19 protein-coding genes are annotated in these 23,493 nt (G+C 65.3%); 8 read left to right on the top strand and 11 right to left on the bottom strand.

The annotated features are described in order from the left end of the window. Positions 1–2: 2 nt before the first annotated feature. Entirely contained in the window at positions 3–1,946 is a 1,944-nt protein-coding gene (locus PCE31106_RS08245) for an FUSC family protein (RefSeq protein ID WP_150562974.1), read from the top strand. Between the two features lie 282 nt (positions 1,947–2,228). Beyond that, positions 2,229–3,392: a methyltransferase gene (locus tag PCE31106_RS08240; protein WP_150562973.1), complete on the top strand. Its 1,164-nt coding sequence runs from the start codon at positions 2,229–2,231 to the stop codon at positions 3,390–3,392. Between the two features lie 78 nt (positions 3,393–3,470). Here the strand turns inward: PCE31106_RS08240 and PCE31106_RS08235 are convergent, their stop codons facing one another. Beyond that, entirely contained in the window at positions 3,471–4,760 is a 1,290-nt protein-coding gene (locus PCE31106_RS08235) for a TIGR03862 family flavoprotein (protein WP_246176185.1), read from the bottom strand. A gap of 166 nt (positions 4,761–4,926) precedes the next feature. Between PCE31106_RS08235 and PCE31106_RS08230 the strand changes: the two genes are divergently transcribed. Continuing rightward, positions 4,927–5,676: a class I SAM-dependent methyltransferase gene (locus PCE31106_RS08230; RefSeq protein WP_150549973.1), complete on the top strand. Its 750-nt coding sequence runs from the start codon at positions 4,927–4,929 to the stop codon at positions 5,674–5,676. A gap of 35 nt (positions 5,677–5,711) precedes the next feature. Here PCE31106_RS08230 and PCE31106_RS08225 read toward each other — a convergent pair whose 3' ends face one another. The 6 genes from PCE31106_RS08225 to astD form a co-directional block, all read right to left on the bottom strand. Further along, on the bottom strand, positions 5,712–5,903 hold the full coding sequence (locus tag PCE31106_RS08225) for a DUF2964 family protein (protein ID WP_130026092.1): 192 nt from the start codon (positions 5,901–5,903) through the stop codon (positions 5,712–5,714). A gap of 163 nt (positions 5,904–6,066) precedes the next feature. Next, a complete protein-coding gene (locus PCE31106_RS08220) occupies positions 6,067–6,285 on the bottom strand; it encodes a DUF2964 family protein (protein WP_150549974.1) in 219 nt (72 codons plus the stop codon). A 193-nt stretch (positions 6,286–6,478) separates the two neighbouring features. After that, entirely contained in the window at positions 6,479–6,781 is a 303-nt protein-coding gene (locus tag PCE31106_RS08215; protein WP_017232227.1) for a DUF1488 family protein, read from the bottom strand. Between the two features lie 198 nt (positions 6,782–6,979). After that, positions 6,980–7,549 carry an NADPH-dependent FMN reductase gene (locus PCE31106_RS08210; protein WP_150562972.1) on the bottom strand — a complete coding sequence of 190 codons (570 nt, stop codon included), beginning with the start codon at positions 7,547–7,549 and terminating at the stop codon, positions 6,980–6,982. Between the two features lie 21 nt (positions 7,550–7,570). After that, entirely contained in the window at positions 7,571–8,932 is a 1,362-nt protein-coding gene (gene astB, locus PCE31106_RS08205; protein WP_150562971.1) for an N-succinylarginine dihydrolase, read from the bottom strand. A gap of 42 nt (positions 8,933–8,974) precedes the next feature. Next, positions 8,975–10,456 (bottom strand): succinylglutamate-semialdehyde dehydrogenase, encoded by a 1,482-nt coding sequence (gene astD, locus PCE31106_RS08200; RefSeq protein WP_150562970.1) that lies wholly within the window; start codon positions 10,454–10,456, stop codon positions 8,975–8,977. A 206-nt stretch (positions 10,457–10,662) separates the two neighbouring features. On the opposite strand from astD, the gene astE reads away from it, so the two are divergent. The 4 genes from astE to PCE31106_RS08180 all read left to right on the top strand — a co-directional run bounded on the left by astE (position 10,663) and on the right by PCE31106_RS08180 (position 15,537). Continuing rightward, entirely contained in the window at positions 10,663–11,718 is a 1,056-nt protein-coding gene (astE, locus tag PCE31106_RS08195; protein WP_150562969.1) for a succinylglutamate desuccinylase, read from the top strand. Positions 11,719–11,923: 205 nt separating this feature from the next. Then, the gene (locus PCE31106_RS08190) at positions 11,924–13,855 is read left to right on the top strand and encodes a hypothetical protein (protein WP_150562968.1); all 1,932 of its coding nucleotides are present in this window, start codon (positions 11,924–11,926) and stop codon (positions 13,853–13,855) included. Between the two features lie 130 nt (positions 13,856–13,985). Next, positions 13,986–15,164, top strand: coding sequence for an AI-2E family transporter YdiK (gene ydiK / locus PCE31106_RS08185; RefSeq protein ID WP_150549980.1), 1,179 nt, complete (start codon positions 13,986–13,988; stop codon positions 15,162–15,164). Between the two features lie 127 nt (positions 15,165–15,291). Continuing rightward, complete coding sequence (locus PCE31106_RS08180) at positions 15,292–15,537, top strand: hypothetical protein (RefSeq protein ID WP_150549981.1); 246 nt, start codon at positions 15,292–15,294, stop codon at positions 15,535–15,537. Positions 15,538–15,643: 106 nt separating this feature from the next. Here PCE31106_RS08180 and fahA read toward each other — a convergent pair whose 3' ends face one another. Together fahA and hmgA are read right to left on the bottom strand one after the other, a co-directional pair. Next, positions 15,644–16,927, bottom strand: coding sequence for a fumarylacetoacetase (fahA, locus tag PCE31106_RS08175; RefSeq protein WP_150562967.1), 1,284 nt, complete (start codon positions 16,925–16,927; stop codon positions 15,644–15,646). A 100-nt stretch (positions 16,928–17,027) separates the two neighbouring features. Then, positions 17,028–18,347, bottom strand: coding sequence for a homogentisate 1,2-dioxygenase (hmgA, locus tag PCE31106_RS08170; protein WP_017232236.1), 1,320 nt, complete (start codon positions 18,345–18,347; stop codon positions 17,028–17,030). 113 nt (positions 18,348–18,460) lie between these two features. Between hmgA and PCE31106_RS08165 the strand changes: the two genes are divergently transcribed. Then, on the top strand, positions 18,461–19,369 hold the full coding sequence (locus PCE31106_RS08165) for a LysR family transcriptional regulator (protein WP_017232237.1): 909 nt from the start codon (positions 18,461–18,463) through the stop codon (positions 19,367–19,369). A 22-nt stretch (positions 19,370–19,391) separates the two neighbouring features. Here PCE31106_RS08165 and PCE31106_RS08160 read toward each other — a convergent pair whose 3' ends face one another. Both PCE31106_RS08160 and PCE31106_RS08155 read right to left on the bottom strand, forming a co-directional pair. After that, positions 19,392–22,760 (bottom strand): hybrid sensor histidine kinase/response regulator, encoded by a 3,369-nt coding sequence (locus PCE31106_RS08160; protein WP_150562966.1) that lies wholly within the window; start codon positions 22,758–22,760, stop codon positions 19,392–19,394. Positions 22,761–22,804: 44 nt separating this feature from the next. After that, positions 22,805–23,479, bottom strand: a complete 675-nt coding sequence (locus tag PCE31106_RS08155; RefSeq protein ID WP_017232239.1) for a response regulator — start codon at positions 23,477–23,479, stop codon at positions 22,805–22,807. Positions 23,480–23,493 lie beyond the last annotated feature (14 nt).

Raw genomic sequence — 23,493 nt, 5'->3', positions numbered from 1 at the left:
CGATGACGGATCGTCCGCACATGCCCGCGACGCCAGAGCCCGGCCGCCGCGTTGCGTGGATGTCGCGGCTGGTGCGACTTGAACCCGTGGCATTCTCCCGATGGGACGCGGTGCATGCCGCGCTCTCCGTTGCCGTGCCCACCGCCATCGGCGCGGCCATCGGTCATGGCGCAGACGCCTCGCTCATCGCGCTCGGCGCGCTGCCCGCCATCGTCGGCGACCGAACCGGCCCCTATCACACGCGGGCGCGCTCCATTTTGCTGACCGTCGCCACCGGCGTCATGGGCTTCTACGCCGGCATGCTCATCCACGACCTCGGCATGTCGCACCCGTGGGCCGCGCATGGGCTGCTGCAAGCGGCGATCCTGCTGCTCAGCTTCATTGGCACATTCGGGAACGTCGCGTCGGCGGCGACCTTGCAGGGCGCCGTATACCTGATCGTCGGCTGGGGCCTGGCCCTTCCACCGCCCGAATGGCGCGCGCCGCTGCTGCTTGCGGCGGGCGGGGTTTTCAGCGTGCTGCTCATGGCCGTTCACTGGCTGCGACACCCGGGCGCCGCCGAGCGCGACGCCGTCGCCGCCATCTATCAGCAACTGGCCAACGTACTCGACGCGAGCGGCACGCCGCGCGTCAGGCTCGCGCGCCGTTCGCTCGAGAACGCCATTGCCGCGGCCTACGACACGCTGTTGAGCGCGCGAGCGAGCACAGCGGGCGGGTGGGAAGTGCTTGAGCGCAGGGCCGCCCAGATTCTGGCGGCCGAGCCCATCACCTCGGCCGTCATCGGTCTTGCACAGGGCGGCAGGCCGCTTCCCGCGCCACTCGGACGCGCGTTATACGGTATTGCCCGGCGCATCGCGCGCGATCGGCAGCTCGACGTAGCGGCCACCGTAGCGGTGGCGAAAGACAACCACGCGCCGGCGCTCGCGGCGGCGTTGCATCGCGCCGAGCCGCTGCTCACCGGCGCCGCGCATGCGGCCGAAGCACCCCTGGTTGCCTTGGCGCGTCATCGGGCGCGCGCTGCGCCCGGACGGCAATGGATACCGAAGTGGCCGTGGCCCGACGTATGGCGGTACTTGCTGCGAATTGGCTTGTGCGTGCTGGCCGCGCAAATCTTCATTGCGCTCACGGCACTGCCGCGGTCGTATTGGGTGCCGCTCATCGTCGTGGTCATCTTCAAGCCGAACTATGGCTCCGTGTTCGCCCGCGCGTTGCAGAGTGGCCTGGGCAGTATCGTCGGCGTCGCCGTCTCGGCGGCCGTCGTCGCCATCGACCGTAACGGGTGGGTCAGTCTTGCCGCGCTCGTCCCGCTGGCGGCGTGTCTGCCGTGGGCGTTGCGGCGCAATTACGGGTTATTCAGCGCCTTGCTGCTACCGATACTGATGTTGGTGATGGGCGCATTGCAGCCGGGCAGTCAGGGCATTGCATTTGCGCGGTTCATCGATGCCGTGGCGGCGTGCGCGATCGTGTTGCTCGTGGGGTATTTACCGTGGGCCAAGTGGGAGCGGCATCAACTCGACGAGCGCGTTGCCAATGCGCTCGATGCGCTGGGTCGATATGCGGCGCTTGCCGACACGCAAGATGTCGATGCAGCGTTTGGTGCTCGGCGGGTGGCATACAAAGCGCTCGACGACGCGCGTATTGCGTTACAGCGGGCGTTGTCCGAACCGCCGATGGTGAGTCGTCGGGCGGCGCGCTGGTGGCCGGCGCTCACGGCATTGGAGCGGGTGGCCAATGCCATCACAGACATCGTTCCCCGAGCGGGGACGCATGACGCTCTGGTCAATCCGGGGGCAGCGGTGCTAACGCGGATGGCGGCGGCGATTCGGCATGGTGGGTTGGGGCCGGCGATGCCGTCGGCGCCGGTTGCGGCTATGGATCGGGCGTTGGACGAGGCCTTGCGCGCGGCCATTGGCGCGTTGTTCGGCGCAGCGGAAAAACCGGTCTGAATGGCATGTTGGCGGCAACCGGACGGCACTGATTCCGGTCGGAGGGGAGACAACGCAGGCATAATGCGGGCTTCCGGCGCATCCTGAGGGAAGTGACGAAGACGGACCGGAGCCCCTTTCTGCAGCGAGTTGGGTTTATGTTTGAGAGGCGGAAAGGGGCTCCGGTCCGTCTGGGGCAGGCTTCCCGACAGAGGTTGATCTGCCGACCGAGGCAGGCTCCCGTCACAGGCGGGCGTCCCGCCCAAGCTTCCGTGCGCCGCCACGCTATTCAGAAGACATCGCATGAACACTACCCCGACGCTAGCCTGGACCGAAGACGGTCGCCCCGTCACTGCACGCTGGCGTTCCGAAGCGGGCGTAACGCCGCCGCACCGAGTGGAAGTCGTTGACGACACCGTGACGGCCGACGAGGCCTATCATCTTGCCTGTGGCGGAACGGCGCTGCTGTACCGAGGCGACTACCAGAATGCGCGTCAGTTACTGCAGGCGATGGCGCGGCGGGTAGATCGTCCGCCGCATCGTCCGCGTCGCAAGCCTTCGGCCAAGGGCGAGGCGGTGGTCGTCAGCCCGGCCGACACCTTCCACAAGTATCGGATGGCGCAAGCGCAGCGTGCTCGCATTCTTGGCATGGTGCTGATACCGCTGGACGCTGACTATGGCATTCCGTTGCGCCGCGCGCCGGACGTTCGCGAGGCGTGCACCGAAGCTTGGGGTGCGCCGGACGCCACCCCCTCGGTGGCATCGCTGCGAGAAATCCTCGGCTTGATCGGGGCCCATGAATGGCGCAAGAAGGGTGTGCCGATTGCGGCGTTGGCCGCGTCGATTCACCCCTGGTACGGCGTGTATTCGCCCATACGTGGCGAGTATCTTCAACTGATCGACCAGGCGCCGCTGCCGGCCAAGACGTTGGCGTTCGACATTGGCACAGGCACCGGCGTGATTGCCGCAGTGCTTGCCCGTCGCGGCGTGCAGCAGGTCGTGGGTACGGAGCGCGATGCCCGTGCCCTGGCGTGTGCGCGCGAGAACATTTCGCGGCTTGGTTTCGATCGCGCCGTAAAGATCGTCGATGCCGACCTGTTTCCCGAGGGCAAGGCACCGCTGATCGTCTGCAACCCACCGTGGGTGCCGGCCAAGGCAAACGCGCCCATCGAGCATGCCATCTACGATCCGGACAGCCAGATGCTCAAGGGCTTCCTGAACGGGCTCGCCGCCCACCTGAGTCCTGGCGGCGAAGGCTGGCTGGTGCTGTCCGACCTGGCGGAACATCTGGGCTTGCGCACGCGCGAGACCTTGCTCTCGTGGATTCACGGCGCCGGTCTCGTGGTGCTCGCGCGTCACGACGTGCGCCCGCATCATCCCAAGGCCGGCGACGCGAACGATCCGCTGCATGCGGCACGCACCGCCGAAGTGACGTCGTTGTGGCGTCTCGGCGTTCGTCCGGCATGAGGGTCTGCGATCCCGATTGACGTTCGGTTCACGTAGACCACGCCCGGCGGCCACCTCGCCGCCGGCGGTCGTGTGTTATCAGCGCTGGGCCTGAAGATAGGCCGCGGCGCCGTCGCCTGCTACGCACGCGCTCGCAAAGCACGCCGTGAGCAGATAGCCGCCGGTGGGCGCTTCCCAATCGAGCATCTCCCCGGCGCAGAACACGCCGGGCAAAGTCTTCACCATCAAGCGCGCGTCAAGCGCTTCCAGCGCGACACCCCCGGCACTGCTGATGACCTCGGCAATCGGGCGCGTGCGCAACAGCGTCAACGGCAAACGCTTGATGCCGGCGGCCAACGCCGCCGGATCGTCGAACGCCTCACGCGGCAGGCACTCGCGCAGCAGCGCGGCCTTCACGCCCGCAAGCCCCAGGCGACTCTGCAGATGGCTCGCCATCGAGCGCGAGCCTCGCGGCCGACCCACTTCCTCGGCGACACGCTCGAGACGCCAGTCCGGCAACAGATCCAGATAGACCTGCGTGCTGCCCTCGGCACGAATCGCATCGCGAATGGGCGCGCACAACGCATACACCAGACTGCCTTCGATACCGTGCGCCGAGATCACAAACTCGCCTTTGCGCGTCGTGCCGTCACGTAAAGTCATCGTGACCGACTTCACCGGATGGCCCGCGAACCGCTCGCGCATGTGCGGCGTCCAGTCCGTCTCGAAGCCCGCGTTGGCCGGCAACAACGGTGCGACAGCCACGCCGTGATCGCGCAGCCACGTCACCCAGGCGGCGTCCGAGCCGAGTTGCGGCCAACTCGCGCCGCCCAGCGTCAGCACCACCGCCCTCGCCCGCACCCGGCGCTCGCCCCCGGGCGTTGCGAACCGCAAATCGTCCGGACCGGCCGGCGATCGCGCGTCCCAGCCCAGCCACCGATGCCGCACATGCAGCCGCACGCCCGCCGCGCGCAAACGGGTAAGCCAGGCCCGCAACAGCGGTGCCGCTTTCATATCGACGGGGAAAACGCGACCGGAACTGCCGACGAAGGTATCGATGCCCAGCCGATGCGCCCATGAGCGTACATCGTCCGCGCTGAACCGACGCAACCACTGCGCCACCGCGACCGCACGTTTGCCATACCGAGCCACGAACGGCGCTGCGGGCTCGCTGTGCGTGAGATTCATACCGCCCTTGCCCGCCATGAGGAACTTGCGCCCGACCGACGGCATGGCGTCGTACACATCGACGCGCCACCCCGCCGCCGACAGCACCTCGGCCACCATCAGACCGGCAGGCCCCGCGCCGATCACGGCCACGTCGATCGTCTCGGCGGGGGCAAGGGTGGAAGTGTCGGACGGCGAGAGAGAAACGCTGGATGGGGGCATGCTTGGGAATGATGTCGCGGAATCACGGCTGTCGCACAACGTCGGACGGTCGCAAAATGCTCACAGACGCGGCGGCGAAGGCCACTATTGTCCCACAGCCCCCGCAGACCGTCCTTTCTTTGGCGTTACAATCGCCCCCCGTCCATGCTTCCCCCTGGAGTCGCGCATGTCGTCAGCCGATCTCGCGTCGATCGGACGTACCGCTTACGCAGGTTTTGCCGAGCGCTACGCCGAGATTGCCGTCAGCAAACCGCATAACGCCTTGTACGAGCGCCCTGCCACGCGCCACCTGCTCGGCAGCGTCCACGGCCTGCATGTCCTTGATGCCGGCTGCGGCCCGGGCATCAACAGTGCGTGGCTCGCCGAGCAAGGGGCGACGGTACACGGCATCGACGTCACCCCGGAGATGATCGCACTGGCGAGAAAGCGCTGCGAAGGACTGGCGGCAACGTTCGACGTGCAGGACCTGAGCGCGCCGTTCGCCACGCTGGCTGACCACCGCTTCGACGCCATCGTCAGCGCCCTCGCGCTCGATTACGTGGAAGACCTCGGACCGACGTTTCGTGAGTTCGCCCGGGTTGCCAAGCCCGGCGCGATGCTCGTCTGGTCGATGGGGCATCCGATGCGCGACTGGCTCGACGAGCGCACCCGGCGCAACCGCCCCTACTTCGACGTCACGCGATTCGGCATGTACTGGAGTGGCTTCGGCGAGCCGAAGCCCTATGTAGAGTCATACCGGCGCCCGCTCGCGCACATTCTGAATGCCGCGGCAGACGCGGGCTGGCAACTCGACCGCATGGTCGAACCGCTGCCGTTGCCGGAGATGGCCGCCGTCGACCCACGGCTTTACCGCGAACTGTCGCAAGCACCCGCCTTCCTTTGCCTGCGGGCACGCCTCGCCAACCCGGTGGGCTAAAGTGCCCGCGCGGATGCGCCTGTCGGCGCGTCGCGTCACGACTCGTCGCGCGAACCCCACGGAATAAGCATCGTGGCCGTGCACGTCGCCCCCGCCAAAACCGCGGCCACGCCGTAGCGCGACACCTCCGGCAGGTTGAACAGCAGGCCATGAATGGTGGCGAATATGCCGCCCAGCGTCACGAATGCGGCGATGGAGGCAATCACGACGCGGGTATCGGAACACATACGGCACCTCGCAACGAGACCACGCGCGTTGCGAAGCGTTTCATGCGGGGAAATCGATCCGACGTGGGGCTTGCCCGGTCGGGGCTGCACGACTTTCGGCTGACTTCGACGGCGTCCCTCACTTAGCAGTGTAGAACGCGGCGAACCAAACGGTTACCCCGACTCAGGGCTTGCCCTGGGTATCCTTGCGTTCGCGCTCGTCGTCGCTCGGCCAAGGCGTGAGCATCGCCACGATGAACAGAATGCCGAACAGCACCGTCACCACGCCGCCTTTCATGACGTGCGTTTGGTCGTAAAGCAAACCGTGAATGGTGGCGAACGCGCCGGCCAGCGTCATGAAGGCCGCCACCGAGGCGATGACGACGCGAAATTCCGAACCCATAGCGGCTCCTGATCGTAATCGACGAGGGTGCCGCTGACGTAACCTCCCGAGCGGCAATGCCAGCTTACGCCGATCCTTGCGGCTCGCCTATTGCGTCGTATGACGAAACATTCCCGGGTTTGACGCGAATCAACTCGGCACCGAGAAGTCGTCCCATGGCGGGAAGCCGTTGATAAACGACGATGTGCGTCGATCAGCGCCGCGCGGCTTGCCGCCGGGCTTCGCGCACCCAGCGAAAGTGCCCGCTGCGTAACAATACGGGGCCCGAAAGCCCCATCGTCAGATATTCACGCGTGAGCGCGTGAATATCCGTTCGCCCGTGTTCGAAGGCATGCAACAAATCGTCCGCGCGCGCCGAGTAGGCGCCGAAATGATCCTCCAAGGCTTCGGCCGACACCGCGCAGTCGATCGGCCGGCCATTGACGACAACCGCGAACTCAATCGTCAGATCTTCATAGTTGAATACGGGACGGTGATCCGGAAACTCGATTTGCATGGCTGCACCCCCGGTTGACGAAAGGACGCGTTCGACGTATCGGCCGATACGTTGCATTCAGCATAGTGCATCGCCCAACAATCCGTGAGTCGCATCGCTTATCGGTTCGCCATTGACGATTGGACCAGGCTCCGCACGTCCCATTATCGCATCCATTACACGAGAAATTTTATGCAACCAATTGATTTTTATCAGTAATTATCCAATCGCGCCCTCTCTATGCTCGATAAACTCGACGAATCCGGAGACAAACGCCGCCAGCTGCTGACGAACGGCGTCGTCCTGGAGATTCCCGTCGGCGTCGATGATCTTGTTCGCGCGCGACACCATCAGGCGCCCTTGCCACCAGGGCGTGGTCTGCAGCGTGCGCAGCACCGGCATCCACGCGTTCTGGCTGAGAATCGTGCCGAAGCCACCGGGCGACGCTCCCATGACCGCCACCGGCTTGTCGCGGAACACTCGCTCACTATCGGCAGGGGGCCGCGATAGCCAGTCGAGCGCATTCTTGAACACGCCCGGCATGCCGTTGTTGTACTCCGGCGTAGCGAGCAACAAGCCATCGGCTTGTGCAATGGCGTCCTTCAGCGTGGCGACGGCAGTTGGAATTCCCTCGCTTTCTTCCACGTCGCCGTCATATAGCGGAATGCCATGCAATGTGCGAATGTCCAGCGTGACGCCAGCGGGCGCCACCGCCTTCGCCGCCGCCAGCAACGCCGTGTTGTATGAGCCCTTGCGCAGGCTGCCGGACAAACCAATGATCGTCGTCATCGCGTCGACTCCCGATGGCGCTTACGCGCCGCGTTGAAATGAATAAAGACTGCCCAGGTCGAGCAATTGCGTGAGATCGTCAAGGGCGCTGCGGCTCTCGTCGAGCAAGGCCGGGTCGGCGAGATCGCCCAGTGCCAACCGGTCACGATAGTGCCGCTTCACCCATTCGGTGAGCGTGGCGTACCGTGCATCGTCGATCCAGAGCCCCGGGTGGGTCGCCTTGCGCTCGTCGTCGGTCAACACCACACGCAGACGCAGGCACGCCGGCCCGCCGCCGTTGCGCATGCTCTCGCGCAAGTCGAACACATGCAACTCGCGAATCGGACCACCACTGGCCACCAGCGATTCGAGAAAGCGCCACACGGCCGGGCGCTCACGACACTCCTGCGGCACCACGAGCGACATCCCGCCGTCCGCCGCGGGTGCCCGCGCAAGCAACTGGCTGTTGAAAAGATAGCTGCCGACGGTGTCCTCGATCGAGACGTCGTCCGTGCCGACCTCCACCACCTCCAGCGAGGTGCCCCGGGCCGCCAGCCGCTCGCGAAGCGTCGCAAGCACCGCCGCCTGATCGACGAACGCGCGGGCATGGCAGAACAACACGTTGCCATTGCCCACGGCGATCACATCGTTATGGAAGACGCCGGCGTCGATGGCGTCGGGATGCTGCTGCGCGAACACCACGTCGTCTGCCGCCAGCCCATGCAGACGGGTAACCGCCTGACTCGCCTGCAGCGTCTGGCGTGCCGGGAACCGGCGCGGTACTGGCGCGCTCGCCAGATCGTCTCGTCCGTAGACGAAGAACTCGACCCCGCGCTCCCCGTAGGCCCCGCACAGCCGCGTATGGTTCGCCGCGCCCTCGTCGCCCAAGGACGGCCAGCCCGGCAAGGCGTCGTGATGGGCGAAGCGGGCTTCGTCCGGGAACGCGGTACGCAGCACGCGTGACGTCGTCTCGTGCTCGAACGCGCGGTGCAACTTGCTGCACAGATTGGCCGCCGTGAAATGCACCCGGCCGTCAGCCGTGTCCGCCGAGGGGCTGACGGTGGCGGCGTTGGCCGTCCACATGCTCGCGGCCGAACACGCCGCCCCCAGCAACTCGGGGGCAGTACGAGCCGCCTCGCGTATGACCGTCCGGTCGTTGCCGGAGAAGCCCAGCGTGCGCAACAAGGCAACCGACGGACGCTCTTGCGGCGGCAAGACACCCTGGGCGTAGCCCAGATCGGCCAACGCCTTCATCTTGGCCAGCCCTTGCAGCGCTGCCTCGCGCGGATTCGATACGCGATTGGCGTTGTTTGCAGAGGCAACGTTGCCGAACGACAACCCCGCATAATTATGCGTGGGGCCAACCAGTCCATCGAAGTTGGCTTCGAGGGCAAAACGCGTCATATCCATTCCTAGGAAAGCGGAAAACAAGTCGATATCGAAAGATCAGCACGCGGCAAAGTCCAGGCCAGGGCTGAGGGGCTCGGGCAGGGTCACCTGCGAGGCTTCCATCGAGGCTATCGGGTAGGCACAATAATCGGCCGCGTACCATGCACTGGGACGATGGTTGCCGGACTCGCCGATGCCCCCGAACGGGGCCGCCCCGGCCGCGCCCGTCGTCGGCCGGTTCCAGTTGACGATGCCCGCGCGGATCTCGGCGAGAAACTGTTCGTAACGCGCGGGATCGTCGGACACCAGACCGGCCGCCAGCCCATAACGAGTGCGATTCGCCAGCGCGAGCGCCTCGTCGAACGTGTCGTAGCGCAGCACCTGGAGCAACGGGCCGAAATACTCTTCATCGGGTAGCGCATCGCGCGCGGCCAGCGACGTTACGTCGATCAGCCCCGGCGTGAGCAATGCCGAGCGACCGTCCGGCTGGGCGAGCGGAAGGATCAAGCGGGCGCCAAGCGTCACCAGGTCGGCCTGGGCCGCCGTCATGCGACGCGCCGCCTGAAGTGACACCACCGCGCCCATGAATGGCTGCGGATCGGCATCGTAACGTCCGACGACGATACGTTGCGTCACCCACGCCAGCCGTTCGATGAACGCGTCGCCCTGCGGCCCCCGCGGCACGAGCAGGCGTCGGGCACAGGTGCAACGTTGCCCTGCGGAGAGGAAAGCGGACTGAACGCTCACATGGACGGCAGCGTCGATGTCGGCAGGCGTATCGACGATCAGCGGATTGTTGCCGCCCATCTCCAGCGCAAGGAGCGTGCCGGGCCGCCCTGCGAAGTGCCGGTGCAGGGCGCGGCCCGTGGCGGAACTTCCGGTGAAGCACAGCCCGTCGATACCGTCATGCGCGGCGAGCGCCGCCCCCGTCTCGCGCCCGCCCTGCACGAGGTTCAACACCCCGGGCGGCAGGCCCGCTTCGATCCAGCACTGCATCGTTCTATCGGCCACGCCGGGCGCCAGTTCGCTGGGCTTGAAGACGACGGTGTTGCCCGCGAGTAGCGCCGGCACGATATGCCCGTTAGGGAGATGCCCGGGGAAATTGTACGGTCCGAAAACAGCCATCACGCCATGCGCCCGATGGCGCACGACGCTCTGCCCGTCCGCCACGGCACTGCGTCGCTCACCCGTGCGCTCCTGGTAGGCTTTCGCCGAATGCGTGACCTTCGCGGCCATCGTCGCCACTTCGGTGCGCGCTTCCCACAGGGGCTTGCCGGTCTCTCGACCGATGGCGTCGGCAAGCGTTTCCGTTTGCGCGGTCACGATCGCTGCGAAGCGCTGCAATACGGCCAGTCGCTCGTCGACACTTCGACGCGCCCAATCGCGCTGCACACGACGCGCAGCCTGGACGGCGGTGTCGACATCGGCCGCGTCCGCCGCACGGCCCTGCCAAACGACATCGCCCGACATGGGATCGAGCGTGCGGAATTCTGCTCCGTTGGCAGTGCGCCAGACACCTTCGACGTACAGATCGGTCATGAACGGCAATCCCCAAGGCCACGCTCGATGGAACGGCGTGCGATGCGGATCATGATGACACGGATTCGACCGCCGGAACAATGCGCGCACGCCGAACAGACCGGCAAAACCGCATGTACAGGGCGTTGCCCTGCATGGACGACGTGATACACCGAACCGGCCAACGACGCGCATAAAATACGAGTCTGCATTTCTGGAGATCCTTCATGATGACCGATGCCAATCGTTCGGCCCTGCGCCACTGGCTAAGCGACGTGCGCGAATCGCACGACAGTGTCCCCAGCGAAGGTATCGAGCCTTGTGGCGTACGCTGGCAACGCCACGCTGAAGGGGTGCTCGAACTGACACCCGCCGACGCGGACCAGGTCACCGGCACGATCGACGCGCCTGGCGGTCAACGCTTCGACGCCATCCTCTCGTGCGGGATTCACGGCGACGAAACCGCTCCGATCGAGATCGTTGACGGCATTCTGCGTGACATTGCCGACGGCCGCCTGACGTTGCGCGAGCGTGTGCTCGTCGTGCTTGGCAACCCGGACGCCGTACGTGCCGGCAAGCGTTATCTTGAATACGACCTGAACCGGCTGTTCCAGGGCGCTCACGCCAAGCGTGCGGAGTCGCCCGCCGTGCAGCGCGCGCGTGAACTCGAAGTGATCGTGGCGCAGTTCTTCGCCGAGACGCGCGACGCACGTCGCCTGCGTCGGCACGTGGACATGCACACGGCGATTCGCGCGTCACTCTTCCCCCGCTTCGCGGTGGTGCCGAGTCCGCCGCAGCGTCCAGCAAGCGACGACTGGATCGAGACACTTGCCGCGGCCGATATCGAAGCGGTGATGTTGACCGAGCAGCCGTCCGTCACGTTCTCGTATTACACCTGTGCGAACTTCGGCGCCGAGAGCTGTACGCTCGAGCTGGGAAAAGTCGCGCCTTTCGGCCAAAACCGTCTTGACGATTTTGCCGGCATCGACGCCGCCCTGCGCCGTTGGTTGTCCGGCGCGCAGATGGGCAAGCGCGATGACGGCAAGGTGCCGCGCGCCCGACGCTTTCGCGTGGCCGCCGAGATCGTGCGCCGCACGGACGCATTCGTGCTCGACGTCCCGGCCGACACACCGAACTTCACGCCCTACGTCGCCGGCACCGTGCTGGCGCGCGACGGCGAGACCACCTATACGGTTTCGCATCCGGAGGAACGCATCGTGTTTCCCAATCCCGATGTCGCGAACGGACTGCGTGCCGGGGTCATGGTCGTGCCCGATGCGTAACGTGTGATGCAAAGCACGGTCAATGCCTGATCGCGCATCGCGGAATGGCCTGATGCCGCTACGCAACTTCGCGAATGAACGACTTCAAACGACTGTTCAGGCGTGGCCGTCAAGGGCAGACGGGCGTAGCATCGCCCGCTTCATTTCGTCCCTTCCTGTCTGAGGCCCGGCACCTCGCCGCCGGCCTAGTCCTGCCCACGACGCCATGCTCCGCAACTGCTTCTCGTGCCTTCCAACCATCCTTCTTGCGCCTGATACCCCGCTCGCAACCACCGAGGTGACCGACGCCGAGCGACGCGAGCCCGTCACCCCGCTGGAGGAGGATTTCGCGCGCGCCCAGCAAGCTGCCGCGCAGGCCGGCCTCGCGGCCGGGTCGCCGACCGCTCCCATGGCGCTGACGTACGCGTGCCCGAGCCCAGGCACACTCAGAGAGCCTGCGGCACTCGCACCACGCCCCGTACTCCGAACGTCCTCGGCCCCCGCCGCCCCGACTCGGCCGTCGACAGTCGACGCCCCCACATTCACGATCGACATGTACGCGGGACCGGGCGCAAGCCGCGCGCTACGCATCTTCGATGCGCTATGGCAGGAGGTTGCCTTGCCGGCCCTGAATGCGTTGGGTCCGCCCGCCGTCACCAACGGATGGCGCGCCCCACTCACGCCGCTTGCGCCTCCTTGGCCTGACGACCTGCCAGCGGCCAGCGACATGGCGATGCAACCATGGCACGAGACCTTGCACACGCATCTGCATCGCCAGGCCCGAACGCTTGCCCTCCATGGGTTCGACGTCGGCGATGTGAGCGATCGTCTGGAAGCGCTCTTGCGCGAGCAGCGACCGGTGTTCTCCTGGCGCGCGTTCTGCATCGGCACCCTGCGCGACGCGCTGCCGTTCGCCGTCGGGTCGACGCTCGCCTCGTTGCTGACGGAGACGACCGATCCCACCGGTTCCCAAGCGCCGCTCTGGCCGCCCGTGGCCGCGCTGGCGATCGTGCTGATCAATCTGCTCGGCATGGCGGGCTTCAACGTGACCCAGCGGCAGTATCGCAACCGGATCGCGCGCACGACGCCGGCGCCTGACCTGGAAGGGCTAAGCGCGATCCTCTCTACCCCTTATCGGGCGGCCTTTGCACAAGTGCTCGGCTTCGTGTTTTGTTACGGGGTGCTGCGCAATGGGGCGCGATACGGCATCGAACGCGGCGTGTCACGCTGGTTTCCCGGGATTTTCACCCGGCGATTCGGCGACACCCTCCACGCGGCGCTGGAAATTCCACTGGCGCCCATCCCAGGATTGACGCTGTTGCCTATCATCCACCAGTTGGGCACGAGTCGGCATAACGCCAGCCTGCAAATCCTCACGCAGGACAATCTGGCCGAGTTGCTGCTCGAGACCGCACGACGTGAGCCCGACGACCGGGAAGGGCTCGCATACCTGCAGGCGTTCGTCCGCGATGTCCGTGGCATGCTTCGCTCTGCCCCGCCCCGGCTCATCTGGTTCGCGCTCACGGCCACGTTCTACTACCTTGCCTGGATGGGCGACGGCTCGGCGCACGGCCATGGTCGCGACAACGCCACGCGATGGGACGACGGCGCCGATGCCTTCAACGCCACGCAGCTCACGCCTGGCGACGATTCTCCTAGTCTGGTGGAAGACGCGCATGTCTTTGCAGTGCTCGACGTGCTCTACGGTCTCATCGGCCTCATCTTCTCGATCGGCCATAGCGCCGCGCAGCGCGAGGACATTCGCACTGCGCACGAACGTCGTGCACCGCGACCGAAAATCAGCACCATCACGGTGGTCACGATGGCCGACTCGGGCGTATCGACGGCAAGCGCCATGTCGATGCGCCCCAACAGCCCGCACGGCGCCGTTACCGGGGAAGTCAACAACAACGCCCCAACGCCGACGCTCGCCATCCGCGCCCTCCCCGCCCCCCTCGCATCGCACACCGCGTCGCCGCCCTTCGCGGGCAACCGCCACGTCGATGACGGGCATGCGAGCCTTCGCCCGCCGGGGTCACGCCGACACGGCACGACGACGGCGCCCGGCGCGCTGAGCCCACCGCTGCGCCGTACAAGGTGGCCCAGCCCATCATCCGACGACTCCGACGACGAGCCCCGCGAAACAACACCCCTGTGAGGCGGCTGCGCGGCGCACTTGCCGTGCCTGCGCAGGCATGGCATGGTGCTTCTCACCTGCACACCTCGTGCAACCTGTACGTCCGGACGCGTGTTGATGCGCGTTCGCCCCCCTGCCTGTCGGAGCGACCATGCTTTCCACCACCCCGAGCGAACTCGCCCGTAACCTGCTCGTGATTCTCGTGCTCAGCCTGCTGATGATCGGTACGTTATGGGTCCTGCTCCCGTTTTTGCCGGCATTCATCTGGGCGGTGACGATCGTCGCGTCGACCTGGCCATTGCTCGTTGGTCTGCAACGCCGTCTGTGGGGCAAACGGTGGCTCGCCACCACCGTCATGATCTTCGGGATGCTCGTGATCGTCGTCGCGCCGCTGTCCGCCGCGATCGGCACGCTGATCGGGCACGCGTCCGACATCAGCGAGCAAGTGCACTCCATCGGGCAGCGTGGCCTGCCGATGCCGCCCGACTGGCTGATCCGCATCCCCGTAGTCGGCCAGCGCGCCACCGAAGAGTGGCAGGCGCTTGCAGCCGCCGGCCCCGGCGGTCTCGTCGCGCGGATTCAACCCTATGCGGTCAAGGCAGCGTCGTGGGGATTCACGAAGCTGGGGTCGATCGGCTTGCTCGTGGTTCACCTTGGCCTCACGCTGATCATCTCCGGCATCCTCTTTATGCAAGGAGAGCGCGCGGCGCGTGCGCTGATTCGGATGGCGCGGCGCCTCGGCGGTGATCGGGGAGAAGAATCGGTCCGGCTTGCCGGAATGTCGATTCGCGCGGTGGCGCTCGGGATCGTGGTCACGGCCGTGACGCAGTCGCTGCTCGGTGGCCTCGGCCTGTGGTTGACGGGGGTGCCGCTGTCGGGCTTCCTCACGGCGCTGATGCTGGTGCTTTGTATCGCCCAGATCGGTCCGTTCCCCGTGCTGCTCTCAAGCGTGGCGTGGCTCTACTGGCAGGACAGTCCGACGCTCGCCACGCTGCTGCTGGTGCTCTCGGTCTTCATCGGCATGCTCGACAACGTCATGCGACCGATGCTGATCCGCCGGGGGGCCGATCTGCCGATGACGTTGATTCTCGCGGGGGTACTCGGGGGCATGTTGACGTTCGGGATCGTTGGCCTGTTCGTCGGGCCGGTGATTCTGGCTGTGACCTATACGCTGCTGAACGCGTGGATCAATGAGGGTCTGGCCCGTCCGCCACTGTCGCCGAGCGGCGCACCGGCGGCGCCAACGTCCGCCGCACCTGCGTCGGAGGCGTCGCCGACTGGCCCGGTGGCGGCCGAGCCCCCGGCAGTGCCGGACGACAAACGTCGATGATTGCTCCTGTCTGCGACGGTGGGCTGTCACGCCCATCGGACGCATTTTTCGGATTGCTTCACCTGTCGCCGCTCGCCGCGACGTGGCTAAATATTTCCCGTCTTCACATGATTCCGGGAAATATCAAATGTCACACGCCACCGCCTCCCCGCTACCCGTTGCGCGCGCGCGCCGCTCGCTGCGCGTGCCGCACCGCGCCCGTCTCGGCGACCCGCCGCTGTTACGCCGGGTCGGCAACGAACTCGCCTATACACCCACGCGTTGCCGCGTGAGTGCGAGCCTGATCGTCGGCCGCATCAATCCGTGGTGGCAACGACTGTCGCCGGCACACCTCGATCACACTCACATCTGCGAGATTTCGCCAGGGCCATAAACGAAAAACACGCCGCCCGGGGAACCGGAACGACGCGTCGCGGGTGCATCCGTCAATACGCCCGGCTAACCTCCGGGCATACGTCCGCACATCACGCCGCTCCCGCTTATCTCGCCTTCGCGGGCAGGATCTGGCCCGAGACTTCGCCGAAGCCCACGCGGTAACCATCCCCCTGGCACCAGCCGGTCATCACCACGGTATCGCCGTCTTCGATGAACGTGCGTTTCGCACCGCTGGCGAGCGTGATCGGGTTCTTGCCGTTCCACGTCAGTTCGAGCAGGCTGCCGAACGAGTCCGGCGTCGGGCCGCTGATCGTGCCCGAGCCCATCAGGTCGCCCACGCGCACATTACAGCCTGAGACCGTATGGTGAGCGAACTGTTGCGCCATGCTCCAGTACATGTGACGGAAGTTGGTGCGGCAGATGGACGTCGCCTGCGTGTCGCCGTCGGCTTGCAGCAGCACTTCAAGCGCGATGTCGAAGGCATGCTTGCCCTGCTGCTGCAGGTACGAGACCGGCTGCGGATTCTGCTCGGGGCCGGCCACGCGGAACGGTTCGAGCGCTTCCATCGTCACCACCCACGGCGAGATGGACGTGCCGAACGACTTCGAGTTGAACGGACCGAGCGGCACGTATTCCCACTGCTGCAGGTCGCGCGCCGACCAATCGTTGAGCAACACCATCCCGAAGATGGCCGCTTCGGCCGCGTCCACGCTCAGGCTGTCGCCCAGCGACGTGTCACGACCGACGATGAAGCCGGTTTCGAGTTCGAAGTCGAGCTTGCGGCACGCGTCGAAAATCGGGCGCGGCGCATCGGGCAACTTGATCTGTCCGTTCGGGCGATGAATCGGCGTGCCGCTCACGACCACGGAGCTGGCCCGACCGTTATAGCCGATGGGGATTTCCAACCAGTTCGGCAGCAGCGCGTTGGCCGGATCGCGGAACATGCTGCCCACGTTGGTCGCGTGCTCTCGCGACGAATAGAAGTCGGTGTAGCCGGGCACTTGCACCGGCAGATGCAACGTGACCTGTGCGAGCGGCACAAGTGCCTGAGCCCGCAACGCGGCGTTTTCACGCAGGGCGGCATCGCCGTCCACGGCGAGCAGCGACGTCAGGCGCGCGCGCGTGGCGCGCCACGCCGCGCTGCCCAGTGCCACGAACGCATTGATGGCGGGCTGCGAGAAGACCGTCGCGCCACCGGCCTCGGCGACCTTGAGCACGCCGGCGGCTTCGAGCGCCGCCAGGTCCAGTACCTGATCGCCAATGGCCACGCCAACACGCGGCGTCGGTTGCGACGCGGTGCTGAACACGCCGTACGGCAGGTTTTGCAGGGGGAAGTCGGTCACGCCAGTGTTGGCGGACGCGACCCAGCTTTGTGGGAGTGCTGACATAGGGAATTCCTTGTTTGAGACAGCGCATCGGCCGGCGCTGCACCATCGAAGGGTGCGGCCGGCCGTGTCAGGGGTTGGCGACGTTGCGACGCGAGGCCGCTTACTTCTGGTTCGGGTTGAAGTGCTTCTTCAACCCTTGCCAGCAGGTGTAGTAGTTGTCCTGCCGCTGCTTGGTCTCCAGCGCGAAGCGTGTGGGGCGGATGATCGCCGGCGTCTCGAACATGAACGCCATCGTCGCGTCGACCTTGTGCGGCTGGCTCGTGTCAGCGGCAGAGGCCTTTTCAAACGTGTCCGCATCGGGGCCGTGGCCCGTCATGCAGTTGTGCAGACTGGCGCCGCCCGGCACGAATCCCTCGGCCTTGGCGTCATAGACGCCTTGGATCAGCCCCATGAACTCACTGGCGATATTGCGGTGGAACCAGGGCGGGCGGAACGAGTTTTCCATCGCCAGCCAGCGCGGCGGGAAGATCACGAAGTCGATGTCGTCAACGCCCGGCGCATTGCTTTGCGATTGCAGCACCAGGAAGATCGACGGATCCGGGTGGTCGAAGCTGATCGATCCGATCGTGTTGAAGTGACGCAGATCGTACTTGTAGGGCGCATAGTTGCCATGCCAGGCCACAACGTCAAGCGGCGAATGACCGATGTCGGCACGCCACAGCGCACCGCCAAACTTCGCCACCAGCTCGAAGTCGCCTTCGACATCCTCATAGGCCGCCACGGGCGTGAGGAAGTCGCGCGGATTCGCCAGGCCGTTCGAGCCGATCGGACCGAGATCCGGCAGACGGAACAACGCGCCATAGTTCTCGCATACATAGCCGCGCGCGCGGCCATCGGGCAGCGTCACACGGAAGCGCACGCCACGCGGCAGCACGGCGATTTCGTAGGGCGCCACGTCGAGCACACCGAATTCCGTCGCAATCCGCAAACGGCCTTCCTGCGGCACGACGAGCAACTCGCCGTCGGCGTTGTAGAAGAAGCGGCCGTCCATCGACCGGTTCGCCGCGTACAGATGAATGCCGCAACCGCGCCCGGCATCCGGGCTGCCGTTGCCGGCCATCGTCACCATGCCGTCGACGAAATCGGTCGGCGCCTCGGGCATCTGCAGTGGGTCCCAACGCAACTGGTCCGGGGGCGTCGGCACGTCGTCGAAACGGCTCAGCCAGCGCGACGCCGCGACGGCGGTGAACGGCTTGTGCATCGCGGCAGGACGAATGCGATACACCCACGAGCGACGGTTATGACCACGCGGTGCCGTGAACGCCGTGCCCGAGAGCTGTTCCGCATACAGGCCGTACGGCGCACGCTGCGGAGAGTTCTGCCCGACAGGCAGCGCACCGGGCAATGCTTCGGTCGCGAACTCGTTGCCAAAACCGGACAGGTAGCCCAGCTCCCCCTGTATTTGATCTGCTTGACGCATAAGTAGCCTCGTCTCCTGATGTCGAATGGAAATATTGTCCGACAAGCGATGACATTTTGCGATATAAATAGACGAATCCACTCTATTCATAACGCGAATAATATCGCCGCCTCATGATTTCCTTACGCGACGTCGATTTGAACCTGTTGGTCGTCTTTCAGGCGGTACTCACGCATCGGAGCATTTCTCAGGCCGCACGCGAATTGGGGCTGTCTCAACCCGCAGTCAGCAACGGGTTGGCCCGCCTGCGGCAGACGTTCGACGATGAACTCTTCACACGCACCGGCGCGGGCATGCAACCCACGCCGTTCGCCGAGGCGCTCGCCGAGCCTGTCTCGGTGGCCCTGGCCGGCATCTCGCGCGCCATCAATCACCGGGAGGCGTTCGATCCGGCGAGCAGTCAGCGGGAGTTTACGTTGGCAATGACGGATGTGGGGGAGGTGTACTTCATGCCGACGCTCGTCGATCTATGCACCCGGCTTGCGCCTGGGGTACACCTGCGCACCGTCCGAACGACGTTGCCCGACCTGAAGGACGCCATGGCGTCGGGGCGCATCGACCTCGCGGTGGGCGCGTTCGACGATCTGACCGGGCCATTTTTCCAGCGCCGGTTGTTCCGTCAGCAGTATGTGAGCCTGTTCCGCATCGGCCACGCGCTCGACACGCCGCATGCAGGGCTGGCGGAATTCCAGGCCGCACGCCATCTGTTCGTCGCCACGGGCGACAATCCTTATGCGCGCGTGAATCAACTGCTGGCGCAGGCCGGCTTCGGGGCCGACGCGAATGTCTGGGTCCCCCACTTCATCGCCGTGCCGTACGTCGTGAGCGTCAATGATCTCGTGGTCACCGTGCCGCAGAAGTTTGCAGAGCGTGCCGCCGCGCCGTTCGGGCTGCGCTTCGTCAAACCGCCGCTCCGGCTGCCCGCGCTGCAAACGAATGTGTTCTGGCACCGTCGCTACCATCAGGACGGCGGGAATCAGTGGCTACGCCAATTGATTTCGGAGCACTTCGCCGAGTCGTGACGACGAGCGCCTGACGCTGCCGTCAGGCGTCGTTGGCAATGGCATGTCCCTGTGCACGCAGCCAGTCGTTCCACGCGGCGTCGAGCACTTCGAACGCCGATTCCATCTGTCCGACGGACGCCTGGGGCGCCAGATGCTCCACCTGCGCCGCGAGCGATGCCAGCGAACTCAGCCCGAATGCCATGAAACCGCCCCGCAAACGATGCGCGGAATGACGGAGAGTGTCGCGCGATGGGTCGACCAACGCTGCCCGGCAATTGGCGATGTCCTGATCGGCAATCTTCACGAACGTGTCGAGCATGTCGGACAGCGGTGGCCGCCAGTCCTTCGCCGATGTCGAGTCGGAGGACGGCGTCGGTCCGCTGTCGATCAGGTCCGATGACGCTGGAAGCGGCGCGATGTCCACGCACAGCGAGGGATAGCGCGCCCGTATCCGTTCAATCACGCGCAACAACGAGCGCGCATCCACCGGCTTGTAGACGATGGCGTCGAACGGGGACGTCTCGTCGCGGTCGGTGCGCATTGTGACGTCGGCCGTCGCGACGATCACCGGCACATGGGCCGCGCGCGCCTTGATCTGCGTAGCCAACGCATGCCCGGAGAGGTGCGGCATGTTGGCATCGGTGATCACCAGCATGTGGGATTCCGCATCGAACGCGTCAAGTGCCTCGCGCGGGTCGTGATAGCAATCGACCATCGCGCCCAGTCCTTCCAACTGCCGGGACAGCAACATGCCGCTGATCGGATGATCGTCCGCGACAAGCACGTACCACCCGGCCAACGGCTTGATACGCGCCTGCGCGCCGGGGGCGCCCGGCAAGTCACCGCTCGCGGCAAGCCCGGGCGCCGACACGAGGCCGAGCGCATCCCAGAGCTCCGCCTGCTGGAACAACGCGATGTCGCGCGGCCACGCGGGGGCGCTGCCGGCCGGACGATCGACCGGCGTCGAGCGCAGCAGATACACCTCCGAGCCCGCCATACCGCGCACCGGCCATTCGTCGGCAAACATGAGCAAGCCCGCGTCCTGAACGCGGCCACTGCCCGAAGACCACGATACCGCGTCGTCATATCTGACCGGCAGGTAACCCGCCCGACGAATCAATGCGTCGAGATACGCATGGCGGCGAGCGAGTCCGCTCACATACGCAAACGTCTCGCCTCTCCCGACGACGGGCAACATCTCGCTGTCCGACGCCCAGGGCAGACGGAGCGTGAAGCGCATTGTCGTGCCCTCGCCCTCCTGACTGTCGACCTGCAGCACGCCGCCGAGCATACCCACGAACTGATGCGAGATCGCGAGCCCCAGGCCGGTGCCGTGCTGCATGCCCGGCTCCGACGTACTCTTGCCGAACGGCCGGAACAAGTCCGCCAGATCGGCAGGCGCAATGCCAACGCCACTGTCGCTGACCGTGAAGGCCACGTCACAGCCCTGAGGGTCAGTGCGCGTCACCATGGCGCTGAAGGCGACGTACCCTTTCTCGGTGAACTTGATGGCATTGCCGACAAGATTTGTCACGACCTGTCCGAGTCGCAGCGCATCGGTATGCACGGCACGCGAGAGCTGCGGGTCGATCATCCAGTCCAGCGTGAGTCCCTGCAACCGCGCACGTCCCGTGAACGACAAGCCGATGGCTTCGAGCTCCTTGAGCAACAAGCCATCGCGGCCATTCAGTTCGAAGCGACCGACCTGAATCCGAGAATAGTCCAGCAGATCGTTGATGAGATCGAGCAGATTGCGCGTCGAGCTTTCCATCACATCGACGTAATACCGATGATCTTCGCCCAGACGCTGCGCGCTCAACAGTTCAAGCGACGCGAGCGTGCCATACAACGGCGTACGCATTTCGTGGCTAACGGTCGTCAGGAAGACATCCTTGGCGCGATTGGCGCTCTCGGCGGCAAGCCGCGCCTTGCGTTGCTCCAGTTCGAAGCGGCGTTGCTCTGTCACGTCGGACAGTGTGGCGATGAGCACCGACTGTTCACGAAAGACAGTATCGACGAAGCTCACGGCGTAGTGACGCTCGCCGGCGTCGTCGATCGCGCTCAGCAAACGCCGCACCGGACGCGCCACCACACCGCTGTGCAGTTGGCGGTACATGCGCCTCAACTCGCCATCGCCCAGATTTCGAAGCAAGTCGACGGTGCCCGCATACGCAGGATTGCTCATCACCACACTGGGCTCGAAGGGATCGATGATCGCCATGCCGACGGGGGCCGTCTCGATCAGGGTTTGCGTGAAGGCGTCTCGTTCGAGCAGGGCCGTCGTACGTCGACGCGCCGGCTCGATCATGCGTTGGCGCATGTAGCGCATCCCGGCGTACACGGCGGCCGCATAGAGACACAACAGCAACGTGGCGCCGATCAACAGCGTGGCATTTTGCTGCAGTAAATCTATCGGACGAACGGTATACCGGACGAACCACGGCGACGACGCCGGATGACGCTCGAAGACCAGACGCTCGCCGTCGTAACGCACCGCCATTTGCGCGTCACCAAAGAGCGGCAACGTGGCGAGCGTACGCAAATGTCCCAACGACGAGAGCGACGCGCCGGCGCTTGCCACCACGAACCCGTCCGCCGACACCAATTGGAGGGCTTCGCCCGTGTGCTCCAGCGTTCGCAGCCGCGGCGGCACAATGCTGTCGGGCGCCATGGTGGTGCCGACGTAGGCCATCAGATGACCGTCGAGATCGCGAATTGGCACGAAGCTCGAGACCGCCGTCAAACCGGAAAGTGCATTTTTGTAGTTGTAGGTCCAGAACGGACCGTCGTTGCTCGTGGGACGACGCGCGGCATAACGCTCGACCTTGTTGATCTCGGCGAGCGTCGCGTTGGTGTCACGCGCGAGATCCGTCGCGCTGACGGGCTGCAGGTCGAACGACGTACGGCGAGCGGCAAACGCGCCGTCCGCCGAGATGATGAAGGTTTCGTCCTGCCCACCCAGCGCACTCCAGAAGTTGGCATCGAGAATCATCAACCGGAGGGTGAGGCGCGCCAATCGCTGCGCTCGCTCAGCCGGGATCTCCGCCAGCTTGACAATCTGGAAGTCGCCATCGAACCCCACGCCGGCAACGCGCTTCGCCGTGCCGACCGGCATGGTAAGCAGCGGGCCCAGAATCCGATCGGTGAGTGATTGTGTAACACCGCCCGGACGAACGTTGCTCGCCAGTGCGGCTTGCGCCATCGTACTGGCCTGCTCGTTGAAAATTTCGACGTCGCGGATCTCGTGGCCCACGGTCGCGAAGAACGTCGCCGTCTTCTGCCCCCCTTGCCAGACCATGCCGAACAACGCGTAGGACACCACAGCGACCCAGACCGACAAACCAAAAAGCAGGGCCAGCAAGCCACCGATACGAAGCAGGCGGCCTGCAATCGCGATGTCACGCGTCATCGTCGCATCGGACGCGGACGCCAATGTCGTATGTCGAGTCAAACTCAGACGGCGCTCGGCATTTCGACTTCGCCGTGACGCGAAAACTGAACCGGGCTCGAGACGTGCAGCTTGAACAGCTCCATATCGGTACGGCAGCCCAACTTGCTCATCGCCATGCGTTTCTGATTGTTGATCGTCTTGGCCGAACGCTTGAGGGCATCGGCAATCTGCGACACGTTCAGACCGTCCAGGTACATGCGCAGCACTTCCATTTCCTTCGGGGAAAGCGGACGGCGAGCGGTCGGCTTGCGGCGCATCTGCTCTTCGAGAATCTGCTCGGCGCGCCCCCCCCGATAGCTCATGCCACGTCGGCAACGCTCCACACACACCGTGATTTCGCGCAGATCGTCGGACTTGGTCATCACGCCCAGCACGCCGCAACTGTCGAGCGCGTGGATGATGGCCGGTTGTTCGATCGAGGTGAACACGATGATCTTGACGTCCGGATACTTGCGACGCACACGATTGATCATGACCAGGCCGTCGCCAAAGGTGCCGCCGGGCATGCAGTAGTCGGTAATCAGCACGTCGACCGAATTCGTCTCCAGTGCCTTGAAGAGCTCGGTCGAGTTGGTGACGGGCGGCAGCACGTGGAAACCCGGATCCGGGGACAGCATTTCACGCAGTGTCGAGGCGATGATCGGATGATCATCCGCGATCAGAATTTTTACCATCATTTTGCAGAATCCTT

The sequence above is a fragment of the Pandoraea cepalis genome (assembly GCF_902459665.1).
GTDB lineage: Bacteria > Pseudomonadota > Gammaproteobacteria > Burkholderiales > Burkholderiaceae > Pandoraea > Pandoraea cepalis.
Note: the sequence above shows the minus strand (reverse complement) of the source record. Positions and strands in the feature narration are given on the sequence as shown.